The sequence below is a fragment of the Marinobacterium mangrovicola genome (assembly GCF_004339595.1).
GTDB classification, from domain to species: domain Bacteria; phylum Pseudomonadota; class Gammaproteobacteria; order Pseudomonadales; family Balneatricaceae; genus Marinobacterium_D; species Marinobacterium_D mangrovicola.
This window is the reverse complement of sequence record NZ_SMFU01000007.1, coordinates 921,111-946,226: the sequence shown is the minus strand read 5'-3', so window position 1 is coordinate 946,226 and position 25,116 is coordinate 921,111. Positions and strand designations below refer to the sequence as shown.

The 25,116-nt window shown below is 58.0% G+C and carries 21 protein-coding genes and 1 riboswitch; of the genes, 8 read left to right on the top strand and 13 right to left on the bottom strand.

The features are described from left to right. Positions 1–112 precede the first annotated feature (112 nt). Positions 113–1,969, top strand: coding sequence for a methanol/ethanol family PQQ-dependent dehydrogenase (locus CLV83_RS05255; RefSeq protein ID WP_132288503.1), 1,857 nt, complete (start codon positions 113–115; stop codon positions 1,967–1,969). A 93-nt stretch (positions 1,970–2,062) separates the two neighbouring features. After that, positions 2,063–2,695, top strand: a complete 633-nt coding sequence (locus tag CLV83_RS05250; RefSeq protein WP_132288500.1) for a pentapeptide repeat-containing protein — start codon at positions 2,063–2,065, stop codon at positions 2,693–2,695. A 38-nt stretch (positions 2,696–2,733) separates the two neighbouring features. Here CLV83_RS05250 and CLV83_RS05245 read toward each other — a convergent pair whose 3' ends face one another. From CLV83_RS05245 to CLV83_RS05235, 3 genes are read right to left on the bottom strand one after another with little or no spacing between them, the layout of a single operon-like run. Next, on the bottom strand, positions 2,734–3,369 hold the full coding sequence (locus CLV83_RS05245) for a response regulator (protein ID WP_132288497.1): 636 nt from the start codon (positions 3,367–3,369) through the stop codon (positions 2,734–2,736). Then, the gene (locus CLV83_RS05240) at positions 3,366–4,679 is read right to left on the bottom strand and encodes a sensor histidine kinase (RefSeq protein WP_132288494.1); all 1,314 of its coding nucleotides are present in this window, start codon (positions 4,677–4,679) and stop codon (positions 3,366–3,368) included. The genes CLV83_RS05245 and CLV83_RS05240 overlap by 4 nt, the downstream gene beginning before the upstream one ends. A gap of 4 nt (positions 4,680–4,683) precedes the next feature. Continuing rightward, a complete protein-coding gene (locus CLV83_RS05235) occupies positions 4,684–5,115 on the bottom strand; it encodes a cupredoxin domain-containing protein (RefSeq protein WP_132288491.1) in 432 nt (143 codons plus the stop codon). Between the two features lie 174 nt (positions 5,116–5,289). On the opposite strand from CLV83_RS05235, the gene CLV83_RS05230 reads away from it, so the two are divergent. The 4 genes from CLV83_RS05230 to CLV83_RS05215 are packed head-to-tail and all read left to right on the top strand — an operon-like array spanning position 5,290 to position 9,051. Next, positions 5,290–6,459 (top strand): ABC transporter substrate-binding protein, encoded by a 1,170-nt coding sequence (locus tag CLV83_RS05230; protein ID WP_132288488.1) that lies wholly within the window; start codon positions 5,290–5,292, stop codon positions 6,457–6,459. Positions 6,460–6,511: 52 nt separating this feature from the next. Next, positions 6,512–7,486 (top strand): YVTN family beta-propeller repeat protein, encoded by a 975-nt coding sequence (locus CLV83_RS05225; RefSeq protein WP_132288486.1) that lies wholly within the window; start codon positions 6,512–6,514, stop codon positions 7,484–7,486. A 24-nt stretch (positions 7,487–7,510) separates the two neighbouring features. Next, positions 7,511–8,251 (top strand): ABC transporter ATP-binding protein, encoded by a 741-nt coding sequence (locus tag CLV83_RS05220; RefSeq protein ID WP_132288483.1) that lies wholly within the window; start codon positions 7,511–7,513, stop codon positions 8,249–8,251. Continuing rightward, positions 8,248–9,051, top strand: coding sequence for an ABC transporter permease (locus CLV83_RS05215; RefSeq protein ID WP_132288480.1), 804 nt, complete (start codon positions 8,248–8,250; stop codon positions 9,049–9,051). The genes CLV83_RS05220 and CLV83_RS05215 overlap by 4 nt, the downstream gene beginning before the upstream one ends. Positions 9,052–9,073: 22 nt before the next feature. Here the strand turns inward: CLV83_RS05215 and CLV83_RS05210 are convergent, their stop codons facing one another. Continuing rightward, positions 9,074–10,486 carry an MFS transporter gene (locus CLV83_RS05210; RefSeq protein WP_132288477.1) on the bottom strand — a complete coding sequence of 471 codons (1,413 nt, stop codon included), beginning with the start codon at positions 10,484–10,486 and terminating at the stop codon, positions 9,074–9,076. Between the two features lie 219 nt (positions 10,487–10,705). Here CLV83_RS05210 and CLV83_RS05205 point away from each other — a divergent pair, with 219 nt between their 5' ends. Then, complete coding sequence (locus tag CLV83_RS05205; protein WP_132288474.1) at positions 10,706–12,022, top strand: sigma-54-dependent Fis family transcriptional regulator; 1,317 nt, start codon at positions 10,706–10,708, stop codon at positions 12,020–12,022. Between the two features lie 9 nt (positions 12,023–12,031). Here CLV83_RS05205 and CLV83_RS05200 read toward each other — a convergent pair whose 3' ends face one another. The 3 genes from CLV83_RS05200 to CLV83_RS05190 all read right to left on the bottom strand — a co-directional run bounded on the left by CLV83_RS05200 (position 12,032) and on the right by CLV83_RS05190 (position 13,815). Next, positions 12,032–12,556 carry a disulfide bond formation protein B gene (locus CLV83_RS05200; protein ID WP_165900244.1) on the bottom strand — a complete coding sequence of 175 codons (525 nt, stop codon included), beginning with the start codon at positions 12,554–12,556 and terminating at the stop codon, positions 12,032–12,034. A 280-nt stretch (positions 12,557–12,836) separates the two neighbouring features. Beyond that, positions 12,837–13,304 carry an aminoacyl-tRNA deacylase gene (locus CLV83_RS05195; RefSeq protein ID WP_132288468.1) on the bottom strand — a complete coding sequence of 156 codons (468 nt, stop codon included), beginning with the start codon at positions 13,302–13,304 and terminating at the stop codon, positions 12,837–12,839. A 166-nt stretch (positions 13,305–13,470) separates the two neighbouring features. Continuing rightward, positions 13,471–13,815 carry a PilZ domain-containing protein gene (locus CLV83_RS05190; protein WP_132288465.1) on the bottom strand — a complete coding sequence of 115 codons (345 nt, stop codon included), beginning with the start codon at positions 13,813–13,815 and terminating at the stop codon, positions 13,471–13,473. Positions 13,816–14,053: 238 nt separating this feature from the next. On the opposite strand from CLV83_RS05190, the gene CLV83_RS05185 reads away from it, so the two are divergent. After that, positions 14,054–14,722: a response regulator gene (locus CLV83_RS05185; RefSeq protein ID WP_132288462.1), complete on the top strand. Its 669-nt coding sequence runs from the start codon at positions 14,054–14,056 to the stop codon at positions 14,720–14,722. A gap of 76 nt (positions 14,723–14,798) precedes the next feature. Here CLV83_RS05185 and ribB read toward each other — a convergent pair whose 3' ends face one another. The 6 genes from ribB to ydiJ form a co-directional block, all read right to left on the bottom strand. Then, a complete protein-coding gene (gene ribB / locus CLV83_RS05180) occupies positions 14,799–15,473 on the bottom strand; it encodes a 3,4-dihydroxy-2-butanone-4-phosphate synthase (protein ID WP_132288460.1) in 675 nt (224 codons plus the stop codon). A gap of 108 nt (positions 15,474–15,581) precedes the next feature. Then, positions 15,582–15,756: riboswitch (FMN riboswitch) on the bottom strand. Between the two features lie 120 nt (positions 15,757–15,876). Next, the gene (locus CLV83_RS05175) at positions 15,877–18,516 is read right to left on the bottom strand and encodes a hybrid sensor histidine kinase/response regulator (protein WP_132288457.1); all 2,640 of its coding nucleotides are present in this window, start codon (positions 18,514–18,516) and stop codon (positions 15,877–15,879) included. Then, a complete protein-coding gene (gene nosP, locus CLV83_RS05170) occupies positions 18,509–19,669 on the bottom strand; it encodes a nitric oxide-sensing protein NosP (RefSeq protein WP_132288454.1) in 1,161 nt (386 codons plus the stop codon). Before nosP ends, CLV83_RS05175 begins: the two co-directional genes overlap by 8 nt. 270 nt (positions 19,670–19,939) lie before the next feature. Continuing rightward, positions 19,940–21,019 (bottom strand): porin, encoded by a 1,080-nt coding sequence (locus CLV83_RS05165; protein ID WP_132288451.1) that lies wholly within the window; start codon positions 21,017–21,019, stop codon positions 19,940–19,942. A gap of 373 nt (positions 21,020–21,392) precedes the next feature. After that, positions 21,393–21,878, bottom strand: a complete 486-nt coding sequence (gene rraA, locus CLV83_RS05160; protein ID WP_132288448.1) for a ribonuclease E activity regulator RraA — start codon at positions 21,876–21,878, stop codon at positions 21,393–21,395. 138 nt (positions 21,879–22,016) lie between these two features. Continuing rightward, complete coding sequence (ydiJ, locus tag CLV83_RS05155) at positions 22,017–25,070, bottom strand: D-2-hydroxyglutarate dehydrogenase YdiJ (protein WP_132288445.1); 3,054 nt, start codon at positions 25,068–25,070, stop codon at positions 22,017–22,019. Positions 25,071–25,116: the final 46 nt, after the last annotated feature.

Genomic DNA, 25,116 nt, shown 5'->3' with positions numbered 1-25,116 from the left:
GGGCGACCTCCCTCGGCGTTCACCCGCGCGATAGCAAGAATGTATGGGACTTGTTGATCCCTACAGGAGCAGTTCACCGCTGCCCCCTACCCAACCAGAAAAGGCTATCGTAATGAGAACAAAAACAGCGAACCTGACACTGAAGCCTCTCACCGCCATGATGCGCGCCGCCGCACTCGGTGCAGCTCTGGGGCTGACTGCCCTGCCCGCCAGCGCCTCCACCCCGGTTACCTGGGACGATATCCAGCAGGATCAGGCCACGACCGACGATGTGCTGGGCTACGGCATCGGCCCCAAGGCGCAGCGCTACAGCCCGATGGATGCGATCAATACCGATAACGTCAAACGCCTGGTGCCGGCATGGACCTACTCCTTCGGCGACGAAAAGCAGCGTGGTCAGGAATCCCAGGCCCTGGTGCATGATGGCGTTATCTATGTGACCGGTTCTTACTCCCGTATCTTTGCCATCGATGCCAAAACCGGTAAGCAGATCTGGTCTTACACCGCACGTCTGCCAGACGGAATCCGCCCCTGCTGCGATGTGGTGAACCGTGGTGCCGCTATTTACGGCGATAAGGTGTTCTTCGGTACGCTGGACGCGAAGATGGTCGCCCTGAACAAGGACACCGGCAAGGTGGTGTGGCGCGAAACCTTCGGCGATTACGAAGAGGGTTACACCATGACCGGTGCGCCCACCATCGTTAAGGATCAATCTACCGGCCGGGTGATGCTGATCCATGGCAGCTCCGGCGATGAGTTCGGTGTGGTCGGCAAGCTGTTCGCCCGTGATCCAGATACCGGTGAAGAGATCTGGATGCGCCCGTTTGTGGAGGGCCATATGGGCCGTTTGAATGGCGAAGAGAGCACCCCGACCGGCGATCCCGACGCGCCGAGCTGGCCGGATGATCCGGCCCGCGAAACCGGCAAGGTGGAAGCCTGGAGTCACGGCGGCGGCGCGCCCTGGCAGAGCGCCAGCTACGACGCGGAAACCAACACCATTATCGTTGGCGCCGGTAACCCCGCGCCCTGGAATACCTGGGAACGCACCGCCGAAGGCGATGATCCGCGCAACTGGGATAACCTCTACACCTCCGGTCAGGTGGCGGTAGAACCCAGCACCGGAGAGGTGAAATGGTTCTACCAGCACACCCCGAACGACGCCTGGGACTTCTCCGGCAACAACGAGCTGGTGCTATTTGAATACGATGAAGAGGGCGAAACGGTCAAAGCCACCGCCCACGCTGACCGTAACGGCTTTTTCTACGTGGTTAACCGCGAAAACGGCGATTTTATCCGCGCCTTCCCGTTCGTCGATAACATCACCTGGGCCAGCCATATCGACCCGGATAGCGGCCGTCCGGTAGAAAATGAGAACCAGCGCCCGCCCAAGCCGGCTCCCGGTGAGGAGCGCGGCGAAAGCATCGAAGTATCCCCGCCCTTCCTCGGCGGCAAGAACTGGAACCCCATGGCGTATAGCCAGGATACGGGCCTGTTCTACGTACCGGGCAACCACTGGAAGGAGGAGTACTGGACCGAGAACGTCTCCTACAGCAAGGGCAACGCCTATCTCGGCCAGGGCTTCCGTATCCGCCGTATGTACGACGACCACGTCGGTATACTGCGCGCCATGGACCCCCTGACCGGTGACGTGGCCTGGGAACATAAAGAACCGCTACCGCTCTGGGCCGGTGTACTCGCCACCAAAGGCGGGCTGGTGTTTACCGGCACCGGCGATGGTTACCTGAAAGCCTTTGATGCCAAATCCGGCGAAGAGGTCTGGAGCTTCCAGACCGGCTCCGGGATTATCTCATCCCCGATCACCTGGGAGATGGATGGCGAGCAGTACATCGGCGTCGCCTCCGGCTACGGTGGCGCGGTACCGCTTTGGGGTGGTGATATGGCCGTGCTGACCAAGCCGGTACCTCAGGGGGGCTCCTTCTGGGCCTTTAAACTGGCGGATTTCGACTAAAAGCCCGATCACGATTTAGCGCGCTGAAAGGGAGGCCGAAAGCCTCCCTTTTCGTCCCCGCCTTCCCCATTGAATCAATACGAGGAGCTCGTCATGAAACGACTTGCTGCTGTGACTCTATCTATCGGTCTGACCCTACCCGCCCTGGCCTTCAGTGCATCAACCCAGGCCTGTGAGCCCGCCCCTCAAGCAGACTGCCGTGGCGCTGATCTGCACAACCGGGACCTTAGAGGCCTGGATCTGCGTGGTATCAAACTCAGCGGCGCCAATCTTCAAAATGCCAACCTTACCCATGCCAACCTTAATGATGCAGACCTGAGCGGTGCCGATCTGAGTGGCGCCACTTTGGTCCGCGCAAGCCTTGAAAGCGCGAGCCTTAGAGGCGCCAAAGCGGACGGGGCCAACCTCACCGCCATCAGCGGTTGGGCGATGTTTGCCCAGGGCAGCTCCTTCAGGAACGCGCGCATGGATGGTGCGGACCTGGAGTTTAGCCGCTTCTCCGGCGCTAACCTGATGGGCGCCAGCCTTTACGCGGCCAACCTGGAGATGACCTGGTTGCCCAAGGCGCGCCTCGACGGTTCCGACCTACGTGAGGCCAATCTGCAGGAAGCGAAGCTCTACAACGCCTCGCTAATCGATGCTGATATGCGCGGTGCCTGGATCCGCTTTGGGATCTTTCAGAACACGGTGATGGATGGTTGCAAGGGGTGCCCGTTCGACTGGTAAGGCTGACGGGCAACCCCTATTAAGGGTAAAGAAAGGCCTTAGATCGGGGCGCGAGGAACCAGCCCCGATTGAAACGCCAGATGGACAAGTTCGGCCGTGGATTTGATTCCGAGTTTCTGCTTCAGCAGCGCCGTATGGTTAGCCACGGTTTTCGCGCTGATATTCAGCTGAGCGGCAATCTCCCGGCTGTTCAGGCCCCGTGCCATCATGGTAAACACCTCGAGCTCGCGCTGGGTCATGCCGCGCAGGCGGCGATCACCCCCCTCCTGACCGAACGCGATGCGCGTGGCTAACTCATGCTCCACATAGGGTTTGCCTTTCAGGGTTGCTCTGACCGCATCGATCAATACCTGAGGCGCACTGCTTTTGGTGATATAACCGGTCACACCCAGCTGCAGCACCTGATTCACCATGGCGGTGTCATCGTACATGGAGAATGCCAGTATCCTTGCCGAAGGCTGTCGCTCCAGGATCAGCCGCGCGACCTCTAATCCGCTGATATCGGGAAGATGGATGTCAAGAATAGTGAGATCCGGCTCCTCCTGTTGCCAGTGTCGAAACGCCTCGCGACCTGACTCGGCCTGAATCATATCGACGCCGGGCAGAACCGCCTCCAGCAGCGCCACATAACCGTGCCTCACTACCGCGTGATCATCACAGATGAGGATTTTCATGCGCTCAAGTTCTCCTGTCGTTGACTCTGAAGTTGGCTCTTCAGCTGGTTCTGAAGCAGACCATCGCAAGGCAGATCGATTACCAGACTCAAGCCTTTGTCGAGGGTCGACTCCAGGCTGACTGTTCCTCCGAGGGCACGCGCCCTTTGATGAATAGATCTCAGACCGATGCCAAACCGGGTTCCTGGCGCCAGCCCGGAGCCGTTATCAACAATCGCCAGGCTCAGGCGTTTGCGCGATGCATTCAGACGCACACTAACTCTGTTGGCGCCTGAATGACGCGCGCAGTTGGTCAGCGCCTCCTGAGTCAGTCGATAAATATGCGTTGCAGAATCGATACTTAGAGACGGAAGCTCATCATCTACAGCGAGTTTGCAGATGATTGAGGTGCTCTCCTGCCAGCGCTGCACCAATGACCTAAGCGCCTCTGACAAACCCAGCTCGGTCAAAACGACGGGGTGCAGCGAGTTGATCAATTGACGAAAGCCGGCGTGGATCTCGCTGCAGTCCCGCTGGATTCTTTGCGCAGCTTCCAGCGTCTTCTGCGGGTCGCTGCAACACACCTCAATCAGCGCAGCGGTGGCCTGAACCCCGGTGATGTACTGGCCAAGATTATCGTGCAGCTCTCTGGCCAGCGCCGAGCGCTCCTCTTCCTGCAACTGCATCAACGCATCGGTCAAACGCTGGTTATCCGCCTGCTCCGCCTCAAGCTCGCTGCCGATGCGGGTCAGATGAGATGCGAGCCGCTTAACCTCCGGCTCGTCATAACGGGCGAGTTTTAAGCTGAAATCCGGGCTTTCCTCAGATTCGAGTGACCGTATCAAACTTCTGAGCTGGGACTTGGCATGTTTAAGTGCCAGATTCAGCAGCAGAAGCGTCAGCACACAGGCGATCGCGAAGATAGCCGCAAGCTGAACGATGGAATCCCACACCTCGTCGATCTCGTCGCGCGGATCGGGAATCAATCGAATCAACCCACCCTCCGCGGTCTGGATGATTCGTTCCGGGACAGGTTTGGCATTCAGGCGGATAAGGTGGCTAAACCAGAGTGGCGTGTTATGAGTCACATCTTGCGGTAAAGGCATGGCGCCCTCAGGCCGGATCTCCACATGCCGGGGTGCCAGCTCACGCAATTTTTCGATCCGAGCCTGTGCCGGTGGCAGCTGCTCCAGCATCAGCGCGGTTTGGGACAGCGCCGATTCCACCTCTCTGACCACATCGGTGCGGGCTTGATAAGAGATGGTGACGACAGAGAGCAGCGTCACGGCCAGATAGACCGCGACGACAATCAGAACCAGACGGAAGCGCATAGGATTATTCGACGACGAACTCGCCCACCATGCCTTTGTTTTCCAGCCCTTCGGAGTAAAACTCGTAGGTGCCCGGTTTGATCGGCACGAAGAAGATCTCCGCTTCCGAGGCCTCCTCAAACTCAAGTTCGGTCAGGGTGGTAGCCTTGATCTCCATATCGCCCGCTTCAACCTTGCGCAGGAAGATCGAAGTAAAGAACTCCGGGGCCTGGATCGCATATTCCTTGTAACCGCTGGAGATGATTTTCAGGCTGTAAGCCTGGCCCGTTTCCATCTCGTAGCGCTTGTGGGACATCGAATAGTCGCTGACATCATCGCCTAGAACCAGGTCAGGCAGCTCCTGCGGACGGGTGGTAAGGTCTCCGGCAGCCTGAACGCCGACAGATACAAGAGAGGCAGCCATCAGCGGCAGCACGGCGCGCTTCAGTGAGAACATATGAACTCCATGTTTATTATTTTTAGCTTGTTATCGGTATCAGCTCCCATGCTATAGCTGCTGCGTCTGCGCAAAATGCTACTTGAGTACTATTTGATTGCGACCTTCAGCATATTTCTAAGCCCCGGCCGCACCCCTATTCTGGGGCCATCAATAACAAAAAGAACGAAAGCTATGCTGAAAAAACTGCTCACCGGAGCCTTCTGCGCCCTGGTTGCTGGCTCCTCGCTGGCCGCCACAGATCCAATGGAAATCTCGATCGCCTATGTGGGTCAACAGATCGACCTCGGCCCAGTACTGTCCAATATAATCCCGGAACCTAAGGATTCAGGTCTGCAGGGTGCTCGCCTGGCGATCGCTGACAGCAATACCACCGGACGCTTCCTTAAGCAGCACTACAACCTGCATGAAATTGCGGGCGATGACCCGCAACAGCTGGTAGCCTCGGCATTCGATCTTTACGGTCGCGGTATCCGCTTTTTCGTCGCCAACACCGATAGTGACACCCTGAAATCACTGCGAGCTTCCCTGCCTGCGGATAGCCTGCTGATCAACGCCGGTAGCCGTGACGATGCCCTGCGCTCCAATCAATGCATCGATGGCCTGCTGCACACCATCCCCTCCCGCGCCATGCTCGCCGATGCCCTGGCCCAATGGTTGATCATGCGCCGTTGGAACCGCTGGATGCTGGTGGAAGGCTCCACTGACGACGACCAGGCCTTCGCCGCGGCGATTAAGCGTTCGGCCCAGCGTTTTGGCGGCAAGATCGTCGCCGAGAAAGCCTGGAGCTTTGATACCGACCTGCGCCGCACCGCACAGAAAGAGCTGCCGCCTTTCACCTCCGGCACGGAATATGACGTGGTTGTCGTGGCCGACGAGCGCGGCGACTTTGGCGAGTATCTGCCCTACAACACAGGGCTGCCGCGCCCGGTCGTGGGCACCCAGGGTCTGCTGCCCACCGGTTGGCACAAGATGATCGAAGCCTGGGGCGCCGCTCAGCTGCAGAGTCGCTTTGAGAAGCAGTCCGAGCGCTGGATGAATGAAAAGGATTACGCCAGCTGGGCCGCAATCCGCAGTATCGCCGAGGCGGTAACCCGCACCGGTGATAACAGCTCCGAGGGTGTGCGTGGCTATCTGTTGTCCGACAACTTCGAGCTGGCCGCCTTCAAGGGCCGCAAACTCAACTTCCGCGGCTGGAGTGGCCAGTTGCGCCAGCCCATCGCCCTGATCCATCCCCGCGCTCTGGTTTCCAGCTCACCTCAGGAGGGATTCCTGCACCCGCGCACCGAACTCGACACCCTGGGCTTCGACGAACCTGAAAGCCAGTGTCGTGTCGCTCGCTAACCTCTTCGATACAAAGATGGACAGAAAAAAGGACCGAACCAAGGAGATAAGCATGACTATTAAAACAAAACTGCTCCCATTGATGATCGCCGCCGCGCTGGCTTCCCCTGCCGTTCATGCCGCCAAGGCGTATATCTCCAACGAAAAGGACGACACGCTGTCGGTGCTGGATCTGAACACTTGGGAAGTGGTTGAAACCATCGATGTGGGCGAGCGCCCCCGCGGTATCGCGCTGTCGAAGGATCATACCAAGCTGTATATCTGCGCCAGCGACTCCGACACCGTGCAGGTGATGGATCTGGCGACTCACAAGATTATCGAAAACCTGCCCTCCGGCGCCGACCCGGAGCAGTTCGCGCTGCACCCGGATAACCGCAAGCTGTATATCTCCAACGAGGACGACGCCATCGTCACCGTGGTGGATACCGAATCCCACGAGGTGCTGGCCCAGATCGAGGTGGGCGTAGAACCTGAAGGGATGGCGGTAAGCCCTGACGGCAAGTGGGCGGTGAATACCAGTGAAACCACCAATATGCTGCACTGGATCGATACCGAAACCCATGAACTGGTGGACAACACCCTGGTCGATCAGCGCCCACGCCACGTTGAATTCCGCGAGGATGGCAAACTTCTCTGGGCCTCTTCCGAGATCGGCGGCACCGTTTCCGTGATCGATGTGGAGAGCCGCCAGATCATCCAGAAGCTCAATTTCGAGATCAAGGGCATTCACCCGGATAAGATCCAGCCGGTGGGGGTGAAACTGACTCCTGACGGCAAGTATGCGTTTGTGGCGCTGGGCCCGGCCAACCATGTGGCGGTAGTGGACGCGAACACCTACGAGGTCCTCGATTATCTGCTGGTGGGCCGCCGTGTCTGGCATATGGAGTTCACCCCAGAGAAAGACTATCTGCTGACCACCAACGGCATCAGCGGCGACGTATCGGTGATCAACGTGGCGGATATGAAGGTGGAGCGCTCGATCAAGGTGGGCCGCTACCCCTGGGGCGTCGTGACGCTTGCGGATTAACGGCATCGGCTGACTGAGGCTTTTATGACTATCGCACTGCAGATCGACAGGGTCAGCCACCAGTACGGCCAACGGGTCGCGCTGGATAACGTCAGCATCGGTTTGGTGGAGGGACAGTTCAATGCCCTGCTCGGCCCTAACGGGGCAGGCAAATCCACCCTGTTTGCGTTGCTGACACGGCTCTACCGGGTGCAGCAGGGCGAGATTCGCCTGGGCGATGATTCGATCAACCGCAATCCCCGCGCGCTGCTCGCCCGCCTCGGCGTTGTGTTTCAGCAGAGCACCCTCGATCTCGATCTGACCGTGATGCAGAACCTGGAGTATCACGGCGCGCTGCATGGGCTCTCCACGAGAGAGATCCGTCGACGCGCCGCTGAAGAGCTGGAATGGCTTGGGTTAGCGGATCGAACTAAAGACAAGGTGCGTTCGCTGAACGGCGGTCATCGCCGTCGCGTTGAGATCGCCCGCGCCCTGCTGCATCGACCCGATATTCTGCTGCTGGATGAGGCCAGCGCCGGGCTCGATGTGGCTTCCCGACAGGCGATCAACAAAGCGGTACGCCAGCTGTGTCAGGAACGCGGACTGACAGTGCTTTGGGCAACCCATCTGCTGGAGGAGATCTCGCTGGATGATCCGGTGGTCATCCTTCACCGTGGCCGTGTACTGGCCGAGGGGATCGGTCGCGACGTCTGCGAACGGAGTGATGAAACCTCCCTGGATGCCCTGTTTGATCGTCTCACTTCAGCCAAGGAGGCACACGCATGAATCTGAATGTGTACCTGCATGCCTTCACCGGCGTGGTGAAACGGGAGTTCTGGCGCTTTATCCAGCAGCGCAGCCGTTTTCTCAGTGCGCTGGTGCGACCGTTACTCTGGCTGGTGGTGTTTGCCGCCGGCTTTCGGGCAGCGCTGGGGGTGGCGATTATTCCGCCCTACGCCACCTACATCACCTATGAGACCTACATAGCACCGGGGCTTTGCTGCATGATTCTGCTGTTTAACGGCATGCAGAGTTCGCTGTCGATGGTGTACGACCGGGAGATGGGGAGCATGAAAGTGTTGCTGATGAGCCCGGTACCGCGCAGCTGGTTGCTGATCAGCAAGCTGCTCGCCATAGCCCTGATCTCGCTGGTGCAGGTCTACGCCTTTCTGGCGATTGCCTGGCTAGCCGGAGTCGAGCCTCCGGCGCTGGGGTTGATTACCGCCCTGCCGGCGCTGGTGCTGGTGGCGCTGCTGCTGGGTTCAATCGGGCTGTTCCTGTCGGCAAGAATCCGGCAGCTGGAGAACTTCGCCGGGGTGATGAACTTCGTCATCTTCCCGATGTTTTTCCTCTCATCGGCGCTCTATCCGCTCTGGAAGATGCGCGAGTCCAGCGAATGGCTGTACTGGATCTGTCAGTACAACCCGTTCACCCACGCGGTGGAACTGGTGCGTTTTGCGCTGTATCAGCAGCTTAACCTGCAGGCACTGGCGATCACCCTGGGCACAACGCTGGTGTTCGCCACGCTGGCGGTGATCAGCTTTAACCCGGAGCGCACCGTTCGGGCCGCCCCGGCCAAAGCCTGAACCGAGCTGAAGCCGGAAACCCTCAGGCGGGACGTACCGCGCCGCGACGCCAGGAGGTAAACGCCGCCAGCGCGGCGTAACCGGCGCAGATGATAAAGGCGATGCGCAGCACGCTCATCAGCAGCGGATACTGGTCTGGCTCTATCTGCGCATTGCCGATAATCACATTAAACAGCAGCACGACCACCGCCATACCGAGCATATTCCCCATGGCACGTGAAATATTCAGGATCGAAGAACCCACACCGAGGCGCTCCGGCTTCACTACGGAGAGCGCCGCATTGTTGTTCGGCGAGGTGAACAGCCCCATTCCCAACCCCATCAGCAGCAGTAACACCGCAATAAAGCCCTGCGATGTGGTTTCATCCACGGTGGCCAGGGCTGCCAGCCCGAGCATGAAGAAAACACAGCCCAGAGTCGCCGGTACACGGGGTTCGAGACGGTCGGACAGCCGCCCGGAAAGTGGTGCGACCACGGCCATCACCGCCGCCTGCAGCAACATAAGTTGACCCGCCTCTGAGGGTGTCAGGCCCTGAATATATTGCAGGTAGAGACTCATCATGAACTGCAGCGGGTAGTTCGCCGAGTACATCAGGAAACTGGACTGAATGGAGCGGAAAAACACCTTGTTGCCGATCATATGCCGCAGGCGGATCAGCGGATAGGAGGAGCGCTCCTGCTGGTAAACGAACAGCGCCATGGCTGCGGCGCCGAACAACGCCAGCAAGGCGCCGGTCCAGGAAGGCAGCCAGGAGATACCGACAAACAGCGATGAGGTCGCGGTCATAAAGATCAGGCTGCCGATCCAGTCGAGACGCTCATGGGGGTTACGCTCGGTTTCATGAACGAAGGTGCCCACCATGATCAGCGCCAAGGTCGCCAGCGGCAGAGGAATCAGGAACACTGAACGCCAGCCCCAGACATCGGTCAGGATACCGCCGATCCAGGGACCACAGGTGAGCCCCAGGTAGACGGCCGCCGAGGTGATCCCCAGCGCCATACCGCGGTTATGGTTGGCAAACACGTTACTGACAATCGCCATGCCGGTACCAAAGATCATCGCGCCGGAGATGCCCTGAATCAGGCGAATTGCCAGCAGCGGGCGGATATCGTTGATCAGCTCAACGCTGAGCGAACTCACCGCAAACAGCAGAGCGCCGCCCATAAAGATCTTTTTGCGCCCAAGAATATCGCCGATACGCCCGGCGGGGAGCTGAAATGCCACGGCGCCCAACAGGTTCATGGTCGGTACCCAGCTGACCAGCACCGCGTCCGCTTTAAGGTCGCTGGCGATCACCGGCAATGCCACGTTCACGGACGAGAGACTCATCGGCATAAGGAAGGTGGCGACACAGACACTGAGCAGTGTCAGCCAGCGTACCGATGCTCTGTCGTATAGATCCCTGTGATGACTATTGGATGTCGAGTGACGCATGGATGGCAATTTCCTTAAAACCGGTAGCGGGCACAAAGTGTAATGGGTATTACGTCAACTTTCAGCCCGATCGCCGCCAACGCCCGAAAAACGGCGCTTAGCAGCTATACTCGAAAGTGACAGCCTGAAATGGTACAGATAGCAGGCAAGAATAGGCTCACCAGCAAGCCCCGGCAGGCAAGCATATAAACATGCTCGGTCCGGGCAGGAGCAAACAACATGAACGCCAAACCCAGGCAGCCGGGAAAAAGCAGGCGCAAGGGAGGGCGTATACTGACGCTCACGGATCTAGAGAATCAGAACCGTCTTTTCCGCGGCCGCGGTGGCGTCAGTGAGGAAAACCGTGCCCTCGGATTTCGCCCCGCTTTCTACGACATGGATAGCGGCATTATTCTCCCTTCTCGCTTCGCCAATGGCCGCGAGGCACCGATGCACCTGCTGGAAGGCCTTCCTGAAGATTTGATCGAATCACGCGACGACAAGGGTCGCCCCTGCGCAGCCAGGGCCGGCATCATTGCGGGCTTTTCACGTAACGGCCAGTTCTATACCCGGGATCAGGCGGCCTCCGCCACCCAGCAGATGAAAGAACGTTCATTGCTGTTGAGCGACCCCGAGCAGCATGAACAGCTGCTCGATATCTGGGATGCCTTTATGGCTGACCATCAGTTGCCGCTCAACCTGGTAAGACCGGTGGTGGCTCAATCCTGGATCCGCTGTAAGGACTCCGGCCTGGACCCGAGCCGCGCGGACGCCCCGGGCAGCGATGAGGACGAACTCGCCTATCGTCAGGCGTCAAACACCGAACTGCTCGACGCCGCCAAACCGATCCTAAAACATGCCCGCGACGCCCTGTTTCGCGCCGACAGCATTATGGTACTCAGCGATGCCCAGGGGCTGATCCTGGAAGCTGAAGCCGATAAGGATGTGTACAGTGCGGCTGGCCGGGTCAATCTGATTGAGGGCGGCCAATGGAGCGAGTATGCCGTGGGTACCAACGCCATTGGCACTGCCATCGCAGCACAGGAACCGGTGCAGCTCTACGGCGCCGAGCACTTTTGCTCCGGCATCAAGCGCTGGACCTGTTCCGCCGATGTCATCCGCGATCCGCACGACGGCCAGATTCTGGGCGCAGTGGACCTGTCGGGTCTAACTGATACCTATCAACATGAAGCGCTGGAGTTTGTGATCACCGCCGCACGGCTGGTGGAAGCCAATCTTGCCGAGCACTATTTTTCACAGCGCGAAGATGTGATCCGCTGCAGCAAGGCGGCCTTTAGCGACTGGTCCAAGGAGGGACTGCTGGCCTTTGATAGACGGGGACGGCTGATCCGCGCCAACCAGGTATCACAGAAACTTATGGCAGCAATGGATACCCCGCTGGCGATCACACCGCAAACACGGGTAGCGGCGCTGGATCTGGCGATCAACCCTGCCCTGAACCATCTGCCTGAATGGCTGCTGCCCCACCAGCTGCTCGATATCCGCGACGGCACACGGATTATCGGCACACTGGTGGTGTTAACTCAGCCCCATTAAGGGCGGCTATCAGTGGAACAGCGACTTATTCTGCTTGGGTTTGCGCAGACTGGCCAATAACAGCACCAGAGAAACCAACACCCAGGCCGCCCCGATCGCCACCAGCGCTTCAGCCATGGAGATATTGAACGCCATCATCGGTGTATAGCCGCAGGGTTCCCAGGGTTCGAACATGGTGGGTGACCATTCATGCAGTGGCAGCCAGCTCGGGAAATTAGGGTCCATGGTGCAGCTCTCACCGGCGGTGCCGCGCTCCACACCCAGGGTGACCCAGCTGGAATACAGCAGACCGGCCGATAAGCCAAGTGAGGCCAACTGCCCCAGCACCGCGAGCGGGCCGCCGACAATCAGCATCAACAACGCAACGATCCCCAGCCCCATGATCCATGCCCTGATGTGAACACATAACACACAGGGGCCGTAATCCAGCACATACTGGTAATAAAGCGCCGTGCCTTCAAGGAGCAGGCAGGCGATCAAAACTAAAAACCAGAAGACACGGCTGCGAGATGTAGCGGAGAGAAAGTCGAGCATCATTTTCCTATAGATTCAAAGGACTGCGGGCCGAAAGATAATGATTATTACTCTACAGGGATAAACTTCAACCCTGTAGTCAAAACTGACGCCAATATCATGCGACATATCATTTCGTCGCTTACGTATAAATAAAAGCCGATTAAGGTCACCCAACATTTCACACTGACCCACCCAGCGCCAGTGTCGATGTGGCGTTCTCCTACTCTTCAATACAGAGAATTTAGAATCCTGAGATCGAGCCCGACCAACAGCGGCGGTCTGCCGGCCGGAAATCTGTCTAATGGCGACTGATCAACCCGTGGGGCTGATGTTCCATCAATTGGATGAAACTTTGGTGATCAAGTTCAAGAAGTTCGGTGTGATCGCCGCTTTCGAGAAAGCAGGCCTGCTCTTCCGCCAGCGCATCATCCCAGATGATCTTCATGTTGTAGGCCTGTCCCAGTGAAGGCACGGCCCCGGCTTCGCAATCCCTGAACAGGATTTTCACATCCCGCTGGGCGGCCGGTTCCAGGAGACGGTTCAACGAACGATTCACCGCATTCAGGTCCACCTGACGATCGGACGGCACCACGGCCATCACAAAACCCTCTTCATCTTTCAACACCACGCCCTTGGCCACGCGATGGGCCGGAACCCGTGCTGCGAATGCAGAACGCATCGCCGTTTCGGTATAGGGATGATGGCGCAGATGATAGGGAATCTTCTGCCGATCCAGGTAGGTTTGCATTGTGGTAGAGATAGACATGTTTCGCTCCTCGCAGCCTTGTGCCCCGCGCTCCCTGCGAGAGGGGGTAGATACTGCCTCCTTAGTTGGCTCTTTACACCCTAAGGGTAGTTGCTGGTGCCCTTCCGTGCCCGCTCTTGAGGGTGAAGAAAACCAGAATGGGAGCGAAACGCGAGAATACGCGAATCTATCCAAGCTTGGCGTGAACGTAGCTCTCGATTGCCGAACGCGCCTCGTCGTCGATACTGATAATTTTAAGACCCAACGCGGCGCGATCCACCGACATGCGGCGCTTGTAAACCACACGACAAAGACTGTTCACCGCCTGGCCCGCCAGCTGGAAATTCAGGCTTAATTCCACGCTGGGTTTACCGGCCTCTGCCGTTAACGCGGCCAGCTGTCCACCACCCTCCACCTGAAAGCCGGTCATACTGAGGTTTACTACCTGAACGGGAAAGTTGTCACTGCCCTTATTCGCCTGCGCACTCAGATCGGTGAACACACGCGGATAAAGACGTCTGTCAGCGTCCATCACCCACTCCTTATATACTCGTTATTTCAACAGTTTATGACAGAAACCTTATTCAGTAAATGGGTTTACGTCGACATCCTGGCCGGTGTATAAAACAGTACTTTAGTACTGGTTCGATTCCACGATGGTTTAATTCCCTAGTGGCCGGCTAACGGCTGTAATAGTTGTAACTAAAATAGCGAAAGCGCAATTGCGTAGCACCCAACTCCCTATACAAAAACGATAAGAGGGAAACAACGTGTACAAAATTCTGATTGCCGACGATCACCCTCTGTTTCGTGAAGCCATCATCAATGTAATCCAGAGTGGTTTTCCCGGATCTGAGACAATCGAAACCGAAGATCTGGAAACCGCCCTGCAGCTGGCTACCGAAGACGATGATCTTGATCTGGTGCTCCTCGACCTGAATATGCCCGGTATGCACGGGCTCAACGGCCTTATTTCCCTGCGCAATGAAGCTCCCACGGTTCCGGTGGTGATTGTCTCCGCCGAGGATGACAAACAGATCGTGCTCCAGGCGATCACCTGTGGCGCTGTTGGCTTTATCTCGAAATCCTCACCGCGGCCGCAAATGACCGATGCGCTGCAGCAAATTCTCAACGGCAACGTCTATCTGCCCTCGGATATCATTCGCTCCGCCTCCAGCGATAACCGCCGTCAGCGGCGCATGAGCGAACCACAGATCCCGCCGGAAATGCTCAACTCGCTGACCCGCCGCCAGCTACTGGTGCTGGAGCGCATGGCCCAGGGAGAATCCAACAAGCAGATCGCCTATAACCTCAGCATCGCAGAGACCACGGTGAAGGCCCACGTGTCAGCCATCCTGCGTAAACTCGGCGTACATAACCGGGTACAGGCGATTCTCTCCGCCAGCGATATCGACTTCGCCCATTACCTGAGACGCTAACCCAGCGGGCTCAGTTAGCCGAAAAAGAAAGGGCCGCTTCAAGCGGCCCTTAAGGTTTAGATCTCTTCCCGCCGGATCAAACTGCTTCGCGGACCTGCTGCGTTTCGGTGATATAAGCGACGATATCCTCGATACTCAGCAGCGGCATCTGGTGCTTGCGCGCAAAAGCAGCAAGCTCCGGGAGACGAGCCATGGTGCCGTCCTCGTTGGTCACTTCACAGAGCACACCCGCCGGGTTCAGCAGCCCTGCCAGGCGCATCAGGTCGACCGTGCCTTCGGTATGGCCGCGACGCGCAAGCACACCCTCAGACTGGGCACGCAGCGGGAACACATGCCCGGGGCGGGCCAGATCATCGGGTGTACAGTCTGCCGCGATGGCGGTTTTGATAGTCTGAACCCGGTCGGCAGCGGAGACACCGGTGGTCACTCCCTGCTTCGCTTCGATGGTCACCGTAAAGCCGGTACCGTGGCGGCTGGTGTTGTCCTGCACCATCATCGGCAGTTCGAGCTGTTTGATCTTCTCATCAGTAAGACAGAGGCAGACGATACCGCTGCATTCGCGGATCAGCAGCGCCATCTGCTGGTTGGTGAGATGCTCTGCGGAATAGATCAGGTCACCTTCATTTTCGCGGTCTTCGTCATCAACGAGCAGGACACCCTGACCATTACGCAGAGATTCCAGTGCGCGTTCTACGCGGGTGGTGCTGTCACCAAAGGTGTCGAGAATGTTTATCGGTTCGATCTGATTCATGGATAACTCCGTGTTGATTCCAGAATCAGGGCGTGAAGGAATAGCCAGACATGGGGACTGGCAAGCAGGCGTGCGTGGGCGCCATACGAGGATGGCGCACGAAGCGAACCTAAATCTCTTCCATCCGGACTTTAACCGTCGGCTCCGGCATCTCACCGGATCTGCTGACCCTGCCTTCGGCAGGCGCTCGCGGGCTGTTTTGTTGCGCTTAAGGTGCCAGGAAAGTGGCTGCGCAGACAAAAATACCGCCGGTGGGGAATTTCGCCCCGCCCTGAGAATTTAAGCTGATATGTAATAAAAGCGCTCTAACCCTACCCTAAAGGGTCTGCGACAGGAAGCTGACAACACAACGCTGCAAGGAACTGAGTGTTCCCTGCAGCGTTTCCTTGCCGGAGAGAGGTACTCAGGCAGTTTGAGGATCGATCAGATGGCTCAACATCGTCTTCAGCTTCAGCGGTCGGATCGGTTTGTGCATCAGGTGATAACCCAGCGTACGCATCTCCTGTTTGAGTTCGTTGCTGTAATTTGCGGTGATCATCAGCACGGGAGGTTCATCCGGCCGTTGCGGCATAATCTCGCGCACCAGATCGACACCGTTCACACCATCGTCCAGGTGGTAATCAACAATCAGCAGATCGAGCCGCGCCGAACCGACGGCGACTTTCTCGCGCAGCTGTTCAAGACTCAGCGCGGTGACAATTTCGCAGCCCCAGCCTTCCAGGAGGGTCGACATACCGTCACAGATCGACTGATCGTTATCGATCATCCAGATACTGGCGCCCTGCAAACGATCACCGAAGTCGTTCACCTTCAGTTGCGGCACCGTATGCTGAGGCGCCAGTTCGCCATAGGGAATCAGCACCGAGAAAACGGAGCCCCGGCCGGGACTCGAGCGCACATCGATCCGATGCCCGAGCATGCTGGCGATCTTTTCAACGATGGCTAGCCCCAGGCCAAGGCCCTTGTCCTGGCCGGCGTTATTGCCGCGCTTGAACTCCTGAAAGATGGTAGCCAACTGGTCCGCCGGTATCCCGCTGCCGGTATCGCAGACCTGGATCTCCAGCCCCTCGGCCCTGCGACGGCAACCAAGGAGTATATCTCCGCCGCTGCCGGTGTAACGCACCGCGTTGGAGAGCAGGTTTCGCAGAATCCGGCCGAGCAGTGCCGGGTCACTCTGCACTACAACCTTGGAGTTCACCGCGTGGAAACTCAGCCCCTCACTCTGCGCGATATGGGTGTATTCCGATGCGATGTTCTCCAGCAGTTCGTTGATATGGAAGGCGGACACATCCGGCTTGATCACACCGGCGTCAAGCTTGGAGATATCCACCAGGGTGCTGAGTAGCCGCTCCACATCCTCCAGCGAATTGCTGACCGAGCCGATCAGCCCACCGATACGCTCCGGCATCGGCTGCTCCAGCAAGGCACCGGTAAACAGTCGCGCCGCATTGAGTGGCTGCAGTAGATCGTGACTGACCGCTGCCAGGAACTTGGTCTTGGACAGGTTAGCCCGCTCCGCCTCCTGCTTGGCATCACGCAACCGTGATTCGATGGTTTTACGCTCACCGATCTCCAGCCGCAGTTGCTGGTTTACCTCGGTCAGCTCCGAGGTGCGCTCACGCACACGCTGCTCCAGGTTCTCATAGGCCTGCTGCAGCGCCAGCGATGTGCGGCGGCGCTCGGTGATATCGCGGATCATCACGAAAAAACCCACCGGCTTGCCATCGGCACCCAGATTAGGCACATAGGCTTTCAGCAGATAGCGGTTTTCGCCCAGGGCGTTGGCTTCTTCAATCTCGAAGGTGACGCTCTCACCTTCCATGGCGCGTTTTACGTAGGGCTCCAGGCGCTCATACTGCACCTCGCCGTGAACCCGGCTCATGGTCTCGCCGATCAACGAGCCGCGCGGCCAACCGTACCACTCGTCATACACCTTGTTGGTGAACTGGTAACGCATCCCCTCGCCGATATAAGCGATCAGCGCCGGCACATGGTCGGTAATCACACGGATCCAGCGCTCGCTCTCCCGCAGGGTCTCAGCGTAGCGGGAGTGATCGGTGATATCGGTGTATGTGTTAACGTAGCCACCGGCTGACAGCGGATGGGTGCGAATCTCGATGACCCTGCCATCACTGAGCTCCTGGGTCAGGTCGGTTAACGGCCGATCCGATTCATCCCGGGATCTTGGCGTCAACAGCGTGACATCTGAGGCGCTCATCAGCTGCTCGAAGCGAGGACTATCCGCGAGCTGCTCAGGCTTAAGGTGGGTAAGCTCGAGGAACAGGTCGTTCCAGATCTCCACCCGGCCTTCGGCGTTGATCAGGGCGACGCCCTGCGAAAGGTTATCGACGGTGCTCTGCAGCAACCGCGATTTAACCGCCAGCGCCTGTTCGCGCTGGGCCGCCTCGGACGCCTTCAGATCGGTGATATCGGTATAGAGCGCAACCATACCGCCATCGCCGGTTTCACGGCTGCTCATCTGCAGCCAGCGCCCGTCACAGAGGCGGTAGATATTGGCATCTTCGCCCTGCCAGGCCTGGGTTTCGACAATCAGGTTACGCTCCAGTCCCAATTCGAGGCAGCGCTCGATGCTAATGCCACGCTGAATATTGACGCCGCACAGCGCCCAGATTTCACGGAAGCGGTTATTGAACAGGACCAGTTTCCGGTCCGCATCGAACAGCGCAAAAGCGTCGGAAATACTTTCAATTGCGTCGATAAGTCGTTGATGTGCAGTGGCGGCTTCTTCGTTGGCCTGCTTCAACGCCTGGTTGGAATACTTCAGATCATGCAGGGCGACGTTAAGCGCTTCGGTGCGTTCGCGTACCTGCTCGGCCAGGGTGACCGAGTGTTCAAACGCCGCGTAGGGTTCTGCTCGCAGCCCACTGCTGGCTTCCACCCTTTCGATCAGGGCATCGCGAATACGCTGCAGCCGGCCATTTTCTGCTTCCAGTTCCGCAACACGGGCGCGCAGCTGTTCGGGAGAGAGCTCTTCGCAAGAGAGCTGCTCTGCAGACGGCTGCTCAGCCTTCGCTTCAGCCATTGCGGTTGCGCTGTCCGATAACGACGCCGGTGAAGGTCTGATTGATGTGCATGCCGTCATACTGTTCCCCGTAGGTGTTAAACCCGATCACACGGTGGGCCTGTAAAAAGCGGGACATGGATTGTTCTTCGCCGTTGAGTTCCAGCTCCATACGGCGCAAAAAGCAGTCACAGCCGATAGTAATCAATGGCTGGCCGATCTCCGCCTCGATGCGGTCGAAGTGGCCCGAGAGATCTTCCAGCAGAGAGTCAGGCTTCATGGCGGTCAATACAATGCCGTTCTCAACCGCGCAGTAGAACGTCAGGCTGCCGTCCGGATTGACCCGCTGAATAGAGCGCACGTAGTAGTCCTGCCCGATCCGCACCGCCAGTGGACGCAGCGCAAAGGTGGATACATCCAGGTCCTCTACCCGCTTACCGACCAGCGCCGCATACTCTTCGGCAGCCGGTGAGGCGTTCAACTCAAATACGGTACGCGTACTGGGATCGGACGCGGTAACCACCATCTTGTCAGCCAGTGGACGCAGGTGATGGGTGGTAAATACCTCAAAGTCCAGTGGTGTGCTGACCAAAATAACGATGGCGGCCTGGGTATGAAAACGCCCCTGGTAGTAGACATGGGTATTGGTCAGATGAATATCGTCGCCGGCGGAGCCGCCGAACAGCGGGATGCTGCCGAGCGCAGAGTTCAGCGTCATCAGCACCATCTCTTCCTGACTGGAGAGCCCATCAAGCAGTGTCAGCGCGAAGCTGTGGCCCTTGATGGGCGCCACCTTGGCCTCACGGCAGGAACTCACCAGCCGTGATACTAGTTCCTGTGCGTTGGCGAGCGAGAAACGCTCAAGTGATTCGACCAGCTCCACATCGATAGCAAAGAGGTTGCGGTCAAAACCTATGGCCGTAATGCTGCCGCGGTCATAGCCTTCTGGAGTGACCTCCCCTGCTGTAGTGCAGCCAGCCACACTGACATCGCCAAAATGGGATTCCAATGCTTCGCTGAGCAGTTCCAGGTCGTACTCGGCCGAGCAGAAAAACAGAACGAAGCCGACCTCCGGGTGACTGAGCTGCTGAAATAACTCAGCCGCAGCTGCTGCCGGATCTTTTAGATCGGAGACGGCGGTTCTCACCGGTTCCCTGATTATGGGGGCATTCATCGCAATACTCTCAAGCCTGTCGCTGTTTACTCTGATTGTAGGCACACAACCCTTAAGGGGTTAATGCTACTTGAGTACTGATCCGAATGGCTTGCGGACAACGACATAACAACGATTGGATTGCCGTTCAGTGAATAGACGCGACTATTGAGCAGAGAGAGCTTGAGAAAAGAGAGAGGCTGAATCAGGAGAGGAAAAAATAAAAGCCGCAAACCGGATGAAGGGGGGAGGTCCGGTTTGCGGCCAGCATCATGCTGGAAGGATGATGATTTACCAGGTGAGGACGGCACCTAACGCTAAAGTGTCTATATCATCACCGCCCTCAGGTTCGTAGACACTGTATTCGCCGACAAGTTTCAGGTTGTCGGTAACATTGTAGAAAACAGCGCCGGCAGAAAGTTCACTCTCACTGCCACCCGCATCTACATTGCCGTAAGAGAGAACGCCTCTAACGGCTTTGTAAGTGTAGGAGGTCTGTACAAGATAGCCATCCGAATCGATCTCGGAATCGAGCACGTTGGATGTAAAGGTGGTCGGGATACCCTCCTGATCAAAGCCTGAAGCGGTCACCTTAAAGCCGCCGTAGCCAAGCTGGACGCCGTAAGCCAGACCCTGCGCATCGACGGAATCGGTAGCGGTGGTGGTCTCACCCATGGCGCCACCCAACCAGGCACCGATCTTCAGACCGTTGTAATCGGCGTTGTAGGTCAGCTCCGCTTCAAAGCGCGGCTCTTCGCTGTAGCGGCTCAGATCATTGGAATAGCTGGGATCCAGGATACCTACGGCGAGCTGGAAGCCATTGGCGGTGGGTGTGCGATAGGTGATCTGCGTATTCGGGTTGGCGTAGGGGTAACCGGTGGTGATGTTACCGAAGGTGGTGCGCACCGAGTTCTGCGGCGCAAAACCGACACCCAGCAGCAACTCATCGTTGAAAATGTTACTGCGGGCGTAAAGACCGAAATCCTTACCGAACAGCACCTGACCCCAGTCGCCATCGACGGTGCCATAGAACTGACGCACATCGATGCCGGTGTCGGTTTCACTGTCACCGTTCAGATCGTCATTGCTGACATCGTTGATGGTTACCCAGAACGAGGAGCGTGCGCCCAGCGTCAGGTCGCCCTGCTCTTTCGAGACGTTGAAACCGATGTAGTTAGGCAGAAAGCCCATGCGTACACGGGAAACGTCTTGGTCGCCCTGCTCCTGACGGGTATAGAAAGCGTTTAGCAGGCCGTCTGCGGAGAACGTGGTGCCTTCTTTGTCGTAGAGAACAATCTCAGCCTGGGCCGATACGGAGGCCGCGGTGACGGCCAAAGCCAGCAGTGAGCGGGTCAGATTCTTGTTTTTCATGTGATCCCCTTTTTATTTTTTGTCATGACACTCAGGTCACAGGTTTGAAGCCGGAGCCTGATGGGGATCGATTATTGAAGGCAGCGAGCCTCGGGAATATTCGACCTGAGCGCTGTTTCGCGGCTACTTTTCAGCCGCGATGAAAGAGGTGTAAACGACGCAATGCCGATGACTGTCGTCGGTTTAATACGGTTGTACTGGATCGTCTGAACGGGCCGGCCGAGGGTATTACCTCTTTATGACACTGGCCCAGGGATATAGGCCGCCTCCCTACTTAAGCCTTGTGAGAGAGGTGTAAAACCTGATACCTAAGAACGAAAAAAGCGCCTTGAAAGGCGCTTTAGCAAAGCCTGGGCTTGGGCCTAAGGACCGATCAGGCCAGTTCCAGCTTCTGTGCAGAGACCAGCACGCCGTTGTTGTCGGCGTAAACATACTCACCCGGCGTAAAGGTAACACCGCCGAAGGTCACCGGGATGTTCAGCTCGCCGACGCCCTTCTTCTCGGTTTTCAGCGGAATGGTACCCAGCGCCTGCACGCCGATATCGGTTTCGCCGATAGCGTTCACATCACGAATACAGCCGTAGATGATGATCCCTTCCCAGCCGTTGCTGGCCGCCTTTTCGGCAAGCATATCGCCGAGCATGGCGCGACGCATGGAAGCACCGCCATCAACCACCAACACCTTGCCGGCGCCTGGCTGAGCGACCTGCTCACGCACCAGGGAGTTATCTTCAAACGCTTTGATGGTGACGATCTCGCCACCGAAATTTTCCCGTCCGCCGAAGTTTGCAAACATCGGTTCAACAACACGGACCAGGTCGGGAAACTGGTCACACAGCTCGGGTAGTAGATCTTCCACGGCAGACTCCTTGGTTTGGCTCATCAGATGGCTGAATACTGGACCAGTTTTTTTGCAATTGCACTACCACTCATGGCCAGTGTTAAGGGAGCTGCCGCGCCGTTTTGCCAATTTGGCTTTGCGGGCGCGGCATAAGGCTTACTGGCGAATCAGGCCAAGCAGTACCTGAACCGGGTGCGGCAGGCTCTGATCATCGAGACGCTTCACCTGGGAGCGGCAGGAGTAACCGGTAGCCATCAGCTGACCGCGGTTCTCCGGCTTATTGACGATGTTACGCCAGCTCAGGTCGTAGATATCCTTGGAACGCTGATAGTTGGCAGTCTCATGACCGAAGGTGCCGGACATGCCGCAGCAGCCGGAAGACTGGATCGTCAGCTTCTGCCCCAAGGCATCAAAGATCTGCTGCCACTGCTTCAGCGAAGGCGCTGCGGAGGTCTTCTCGGTGCAGTGCGCCATCAGCTTGTACTCTGCGCTCGGCAGATCACGCTCCATGCGGATATTGCCCAGTTCACCGGCCAGCCACTCCTGTACCAGCGAGACTTTCGGCAGATCCCGGCCTACCGCGTCGGCGTATTCCTGACGGTAGGTCAGGGTCATGGAGGGATCGATACCGATCAGCGGCGCGCCGGTGGCTTCGAGAATTCGCAGCATCTCCACATTGCGCTTGGCCGCCTTGTTGAAGGCCTTCATAAAGCCATGCACGTGCAGCGGCTTACCGTTTGGCATGAACGGCGCGACCATTACGTAGTAACCGAACTGACCCAGCAGGTCGATCAGGTCCAGCACCAGCTGGGTTTCGAAGTAGCTGGTGAAGGCGTCCTGCACGATCACAACAGCACGGTCACGCTGCGCCGGGCTCAGGGATTCGATCAGATCCGGTGTCGCCCACTCGATACCACGCTCGGTCATCCCCTTGCGCAGATCGTTGGTGCAGATCACCGGGCTGTCGACCATACCAACCATGCGTCGCATGACGCTGCGCATCAGCGGGTTGGTCATCGCCCAGTTGTAAGGCGCGGGGAAGCGCGACAGCGTCGGCATCATAAATTCCAGGCTACCGACCAGGTAGTCCTTCATCGGACGCATATAGCGGCTGTAGTACAGCTCAAGGAAGCGGGAGCGGAAATCCGGCACATTCACCTTGATCGGACACTGACCCACGCAGGACTTACATGCCAGGCAGCCCATCATCGCTTCGTGAACTTCGTTGGAGAAGTCGTACTCGCCCTTGTTACGGCGCAGCGTATTGCGCAGCTTCACCGGCAGTGAGAGCAGCCCGGAGCCGCGGCCCGTCTCTTTGGCCTCAGCCACCGGGTTAACGCCCTGCTTCGACATCAATCGCAGCCATTCACGGATCAGCGAAGCGCGTCCTTTCGGCGAGTGGATACGTTCGCGGGTGCCCTTCCATGACGGACACATGGCGTCGTTCGGGTCGTAGTTATAGCAGGCGCCGTTGCCGTTGCAGTTCATGGCGGAGTCATACTGTTCGCGCACGATCACCGGAATCTCACGGTCGAGCTGGCCGCGGGTCTGAACGCCATCGATACTCAGCAGCTCGGCGCCATCGATCGCCGGCGTGGCGATCTTGCCGGGGTTAAGCTGGTTACGGCCATCAAAGACGCCCTTAATCTTCTGCAGTTCGGCATAGAGCGGGCCAAAGAACTCCGGCGCGTATTCGGAACGCACGCCCTTGCCGTGTTCGCCCCATAGCAGGCCCTTATACTTTTTGGTCAGTGCAGCGACGCCATCGGAGATAACGCGGATCATCCCCTCCTGGGCCTCATCCTTCATATCGATGGCCGGGCGCACGTGCAGGACGCCGCAGTCCACATGGCCGAACATGCCGTACTTGAGGCCGTGACTGTCCAGCAGCGCACGAAACTCCATGATGTAGTCGGCAAGGTTTTCCGGCGGCACCGCGGTATCTTCGACGAACGGAATCGGCCGTTTCTGCCCCTTGGCGTTACCCAGCAGACCCACTGAGCGCTTGCGCATCGCCCAGATCTTGCCGATCTCGCCAGCGCCATAGGCCACGGTGTAGCCAAAGCTGACGCCAGGCTGCCCCTTTACCTTATCCAGGTGGGCACAGAGCGCTTCCACATCTTTTTTCAGCGCTTCTTCGTCATCGCCGGTGTATTCCACCAGATTGATGCCGCGGATCTCCGGCTCACCATCTACGGCGGGGAAATAGTTGCTGACGGCATCCCAGACGATATCTTCCATCGCCAGGTTCAGTACCTTGGAGTCGACCGTTTCGATAGAGGTTGGGCCCCACTGCATCAGCGCCTGGGCATCGCGCAGGGAGGATTCAAAGCTGTCGTACTTGAGGTTAACCAGCGCGGAGTACTTGGGGATCGCCAGCACGTTTAGTTTGGCTTCGGCGATAAACGCCAGCGAGCCTTCACCGCCACAGAGCACGGAGTTCAGGTTGAAACGCCCCTGTTCATCACGGATATGCGCCAGGTCGTAACCGGTCAGGCAGCGGTTCAGTTTCGGGAAGGTGGCGTCGATCTGTTCCTTGCAGCGGCCGAAAATCTCATCGACGGTACGGTGCACCTCGCCGATGCGGTCTTCACGCGCCTTGATCTTGTCGAGCTCGGCCTCTTCAACGGGGCCGGAGGTCCAGAGATCGCCGCCGAGGAACACGCTCTTCAGTTCCAGCACATGGTCACGGGTCTTGCCGTACATCACCGAGCCCTGACCGCTGGCGTCGGTGTTGATCATGCCGCCAACAGTGGCGCGGTTACTGGTGGACAGCTCCGGCGCGAAGAACAGGCCGTAGGGCTTCAGCGCCGCATTGAGCTGATCCTTGACCACACCGGCCTGCACTCGCACCCAGCGCTCTTCCGGATTGATCTCCAGGATACGGTTCATATGCTTGGAAACATCAACCACCAGGCCATCGGTCAGCGACTGACCGTTGGTGCCGGTACCGCCGCCACGGGCACTCAGCACCACCTCTTTAAAGCGCGGGCTGTCCGCCAGCTGGGCGATACGCACCAGGTCATCCGTGTTACGCGGATAGAGCACCGCCTGGGGTAAAATCTGGTAGATGCTGTTATCGGTGGCAAGCACCACGCGGTTGGCGTAGTCGGGGTTCAGATCCCCCTCAAAGCCGCTCTCCTTCAGCGCCTCGACAAATGCGAGGTACAAATCCTGAATCGTATCGGTTTCGGCAATGCGTGGGATCATGGCTAATCCTGTGAGCTTTTAAAGACGTGGATTGAATGGGGCTAAT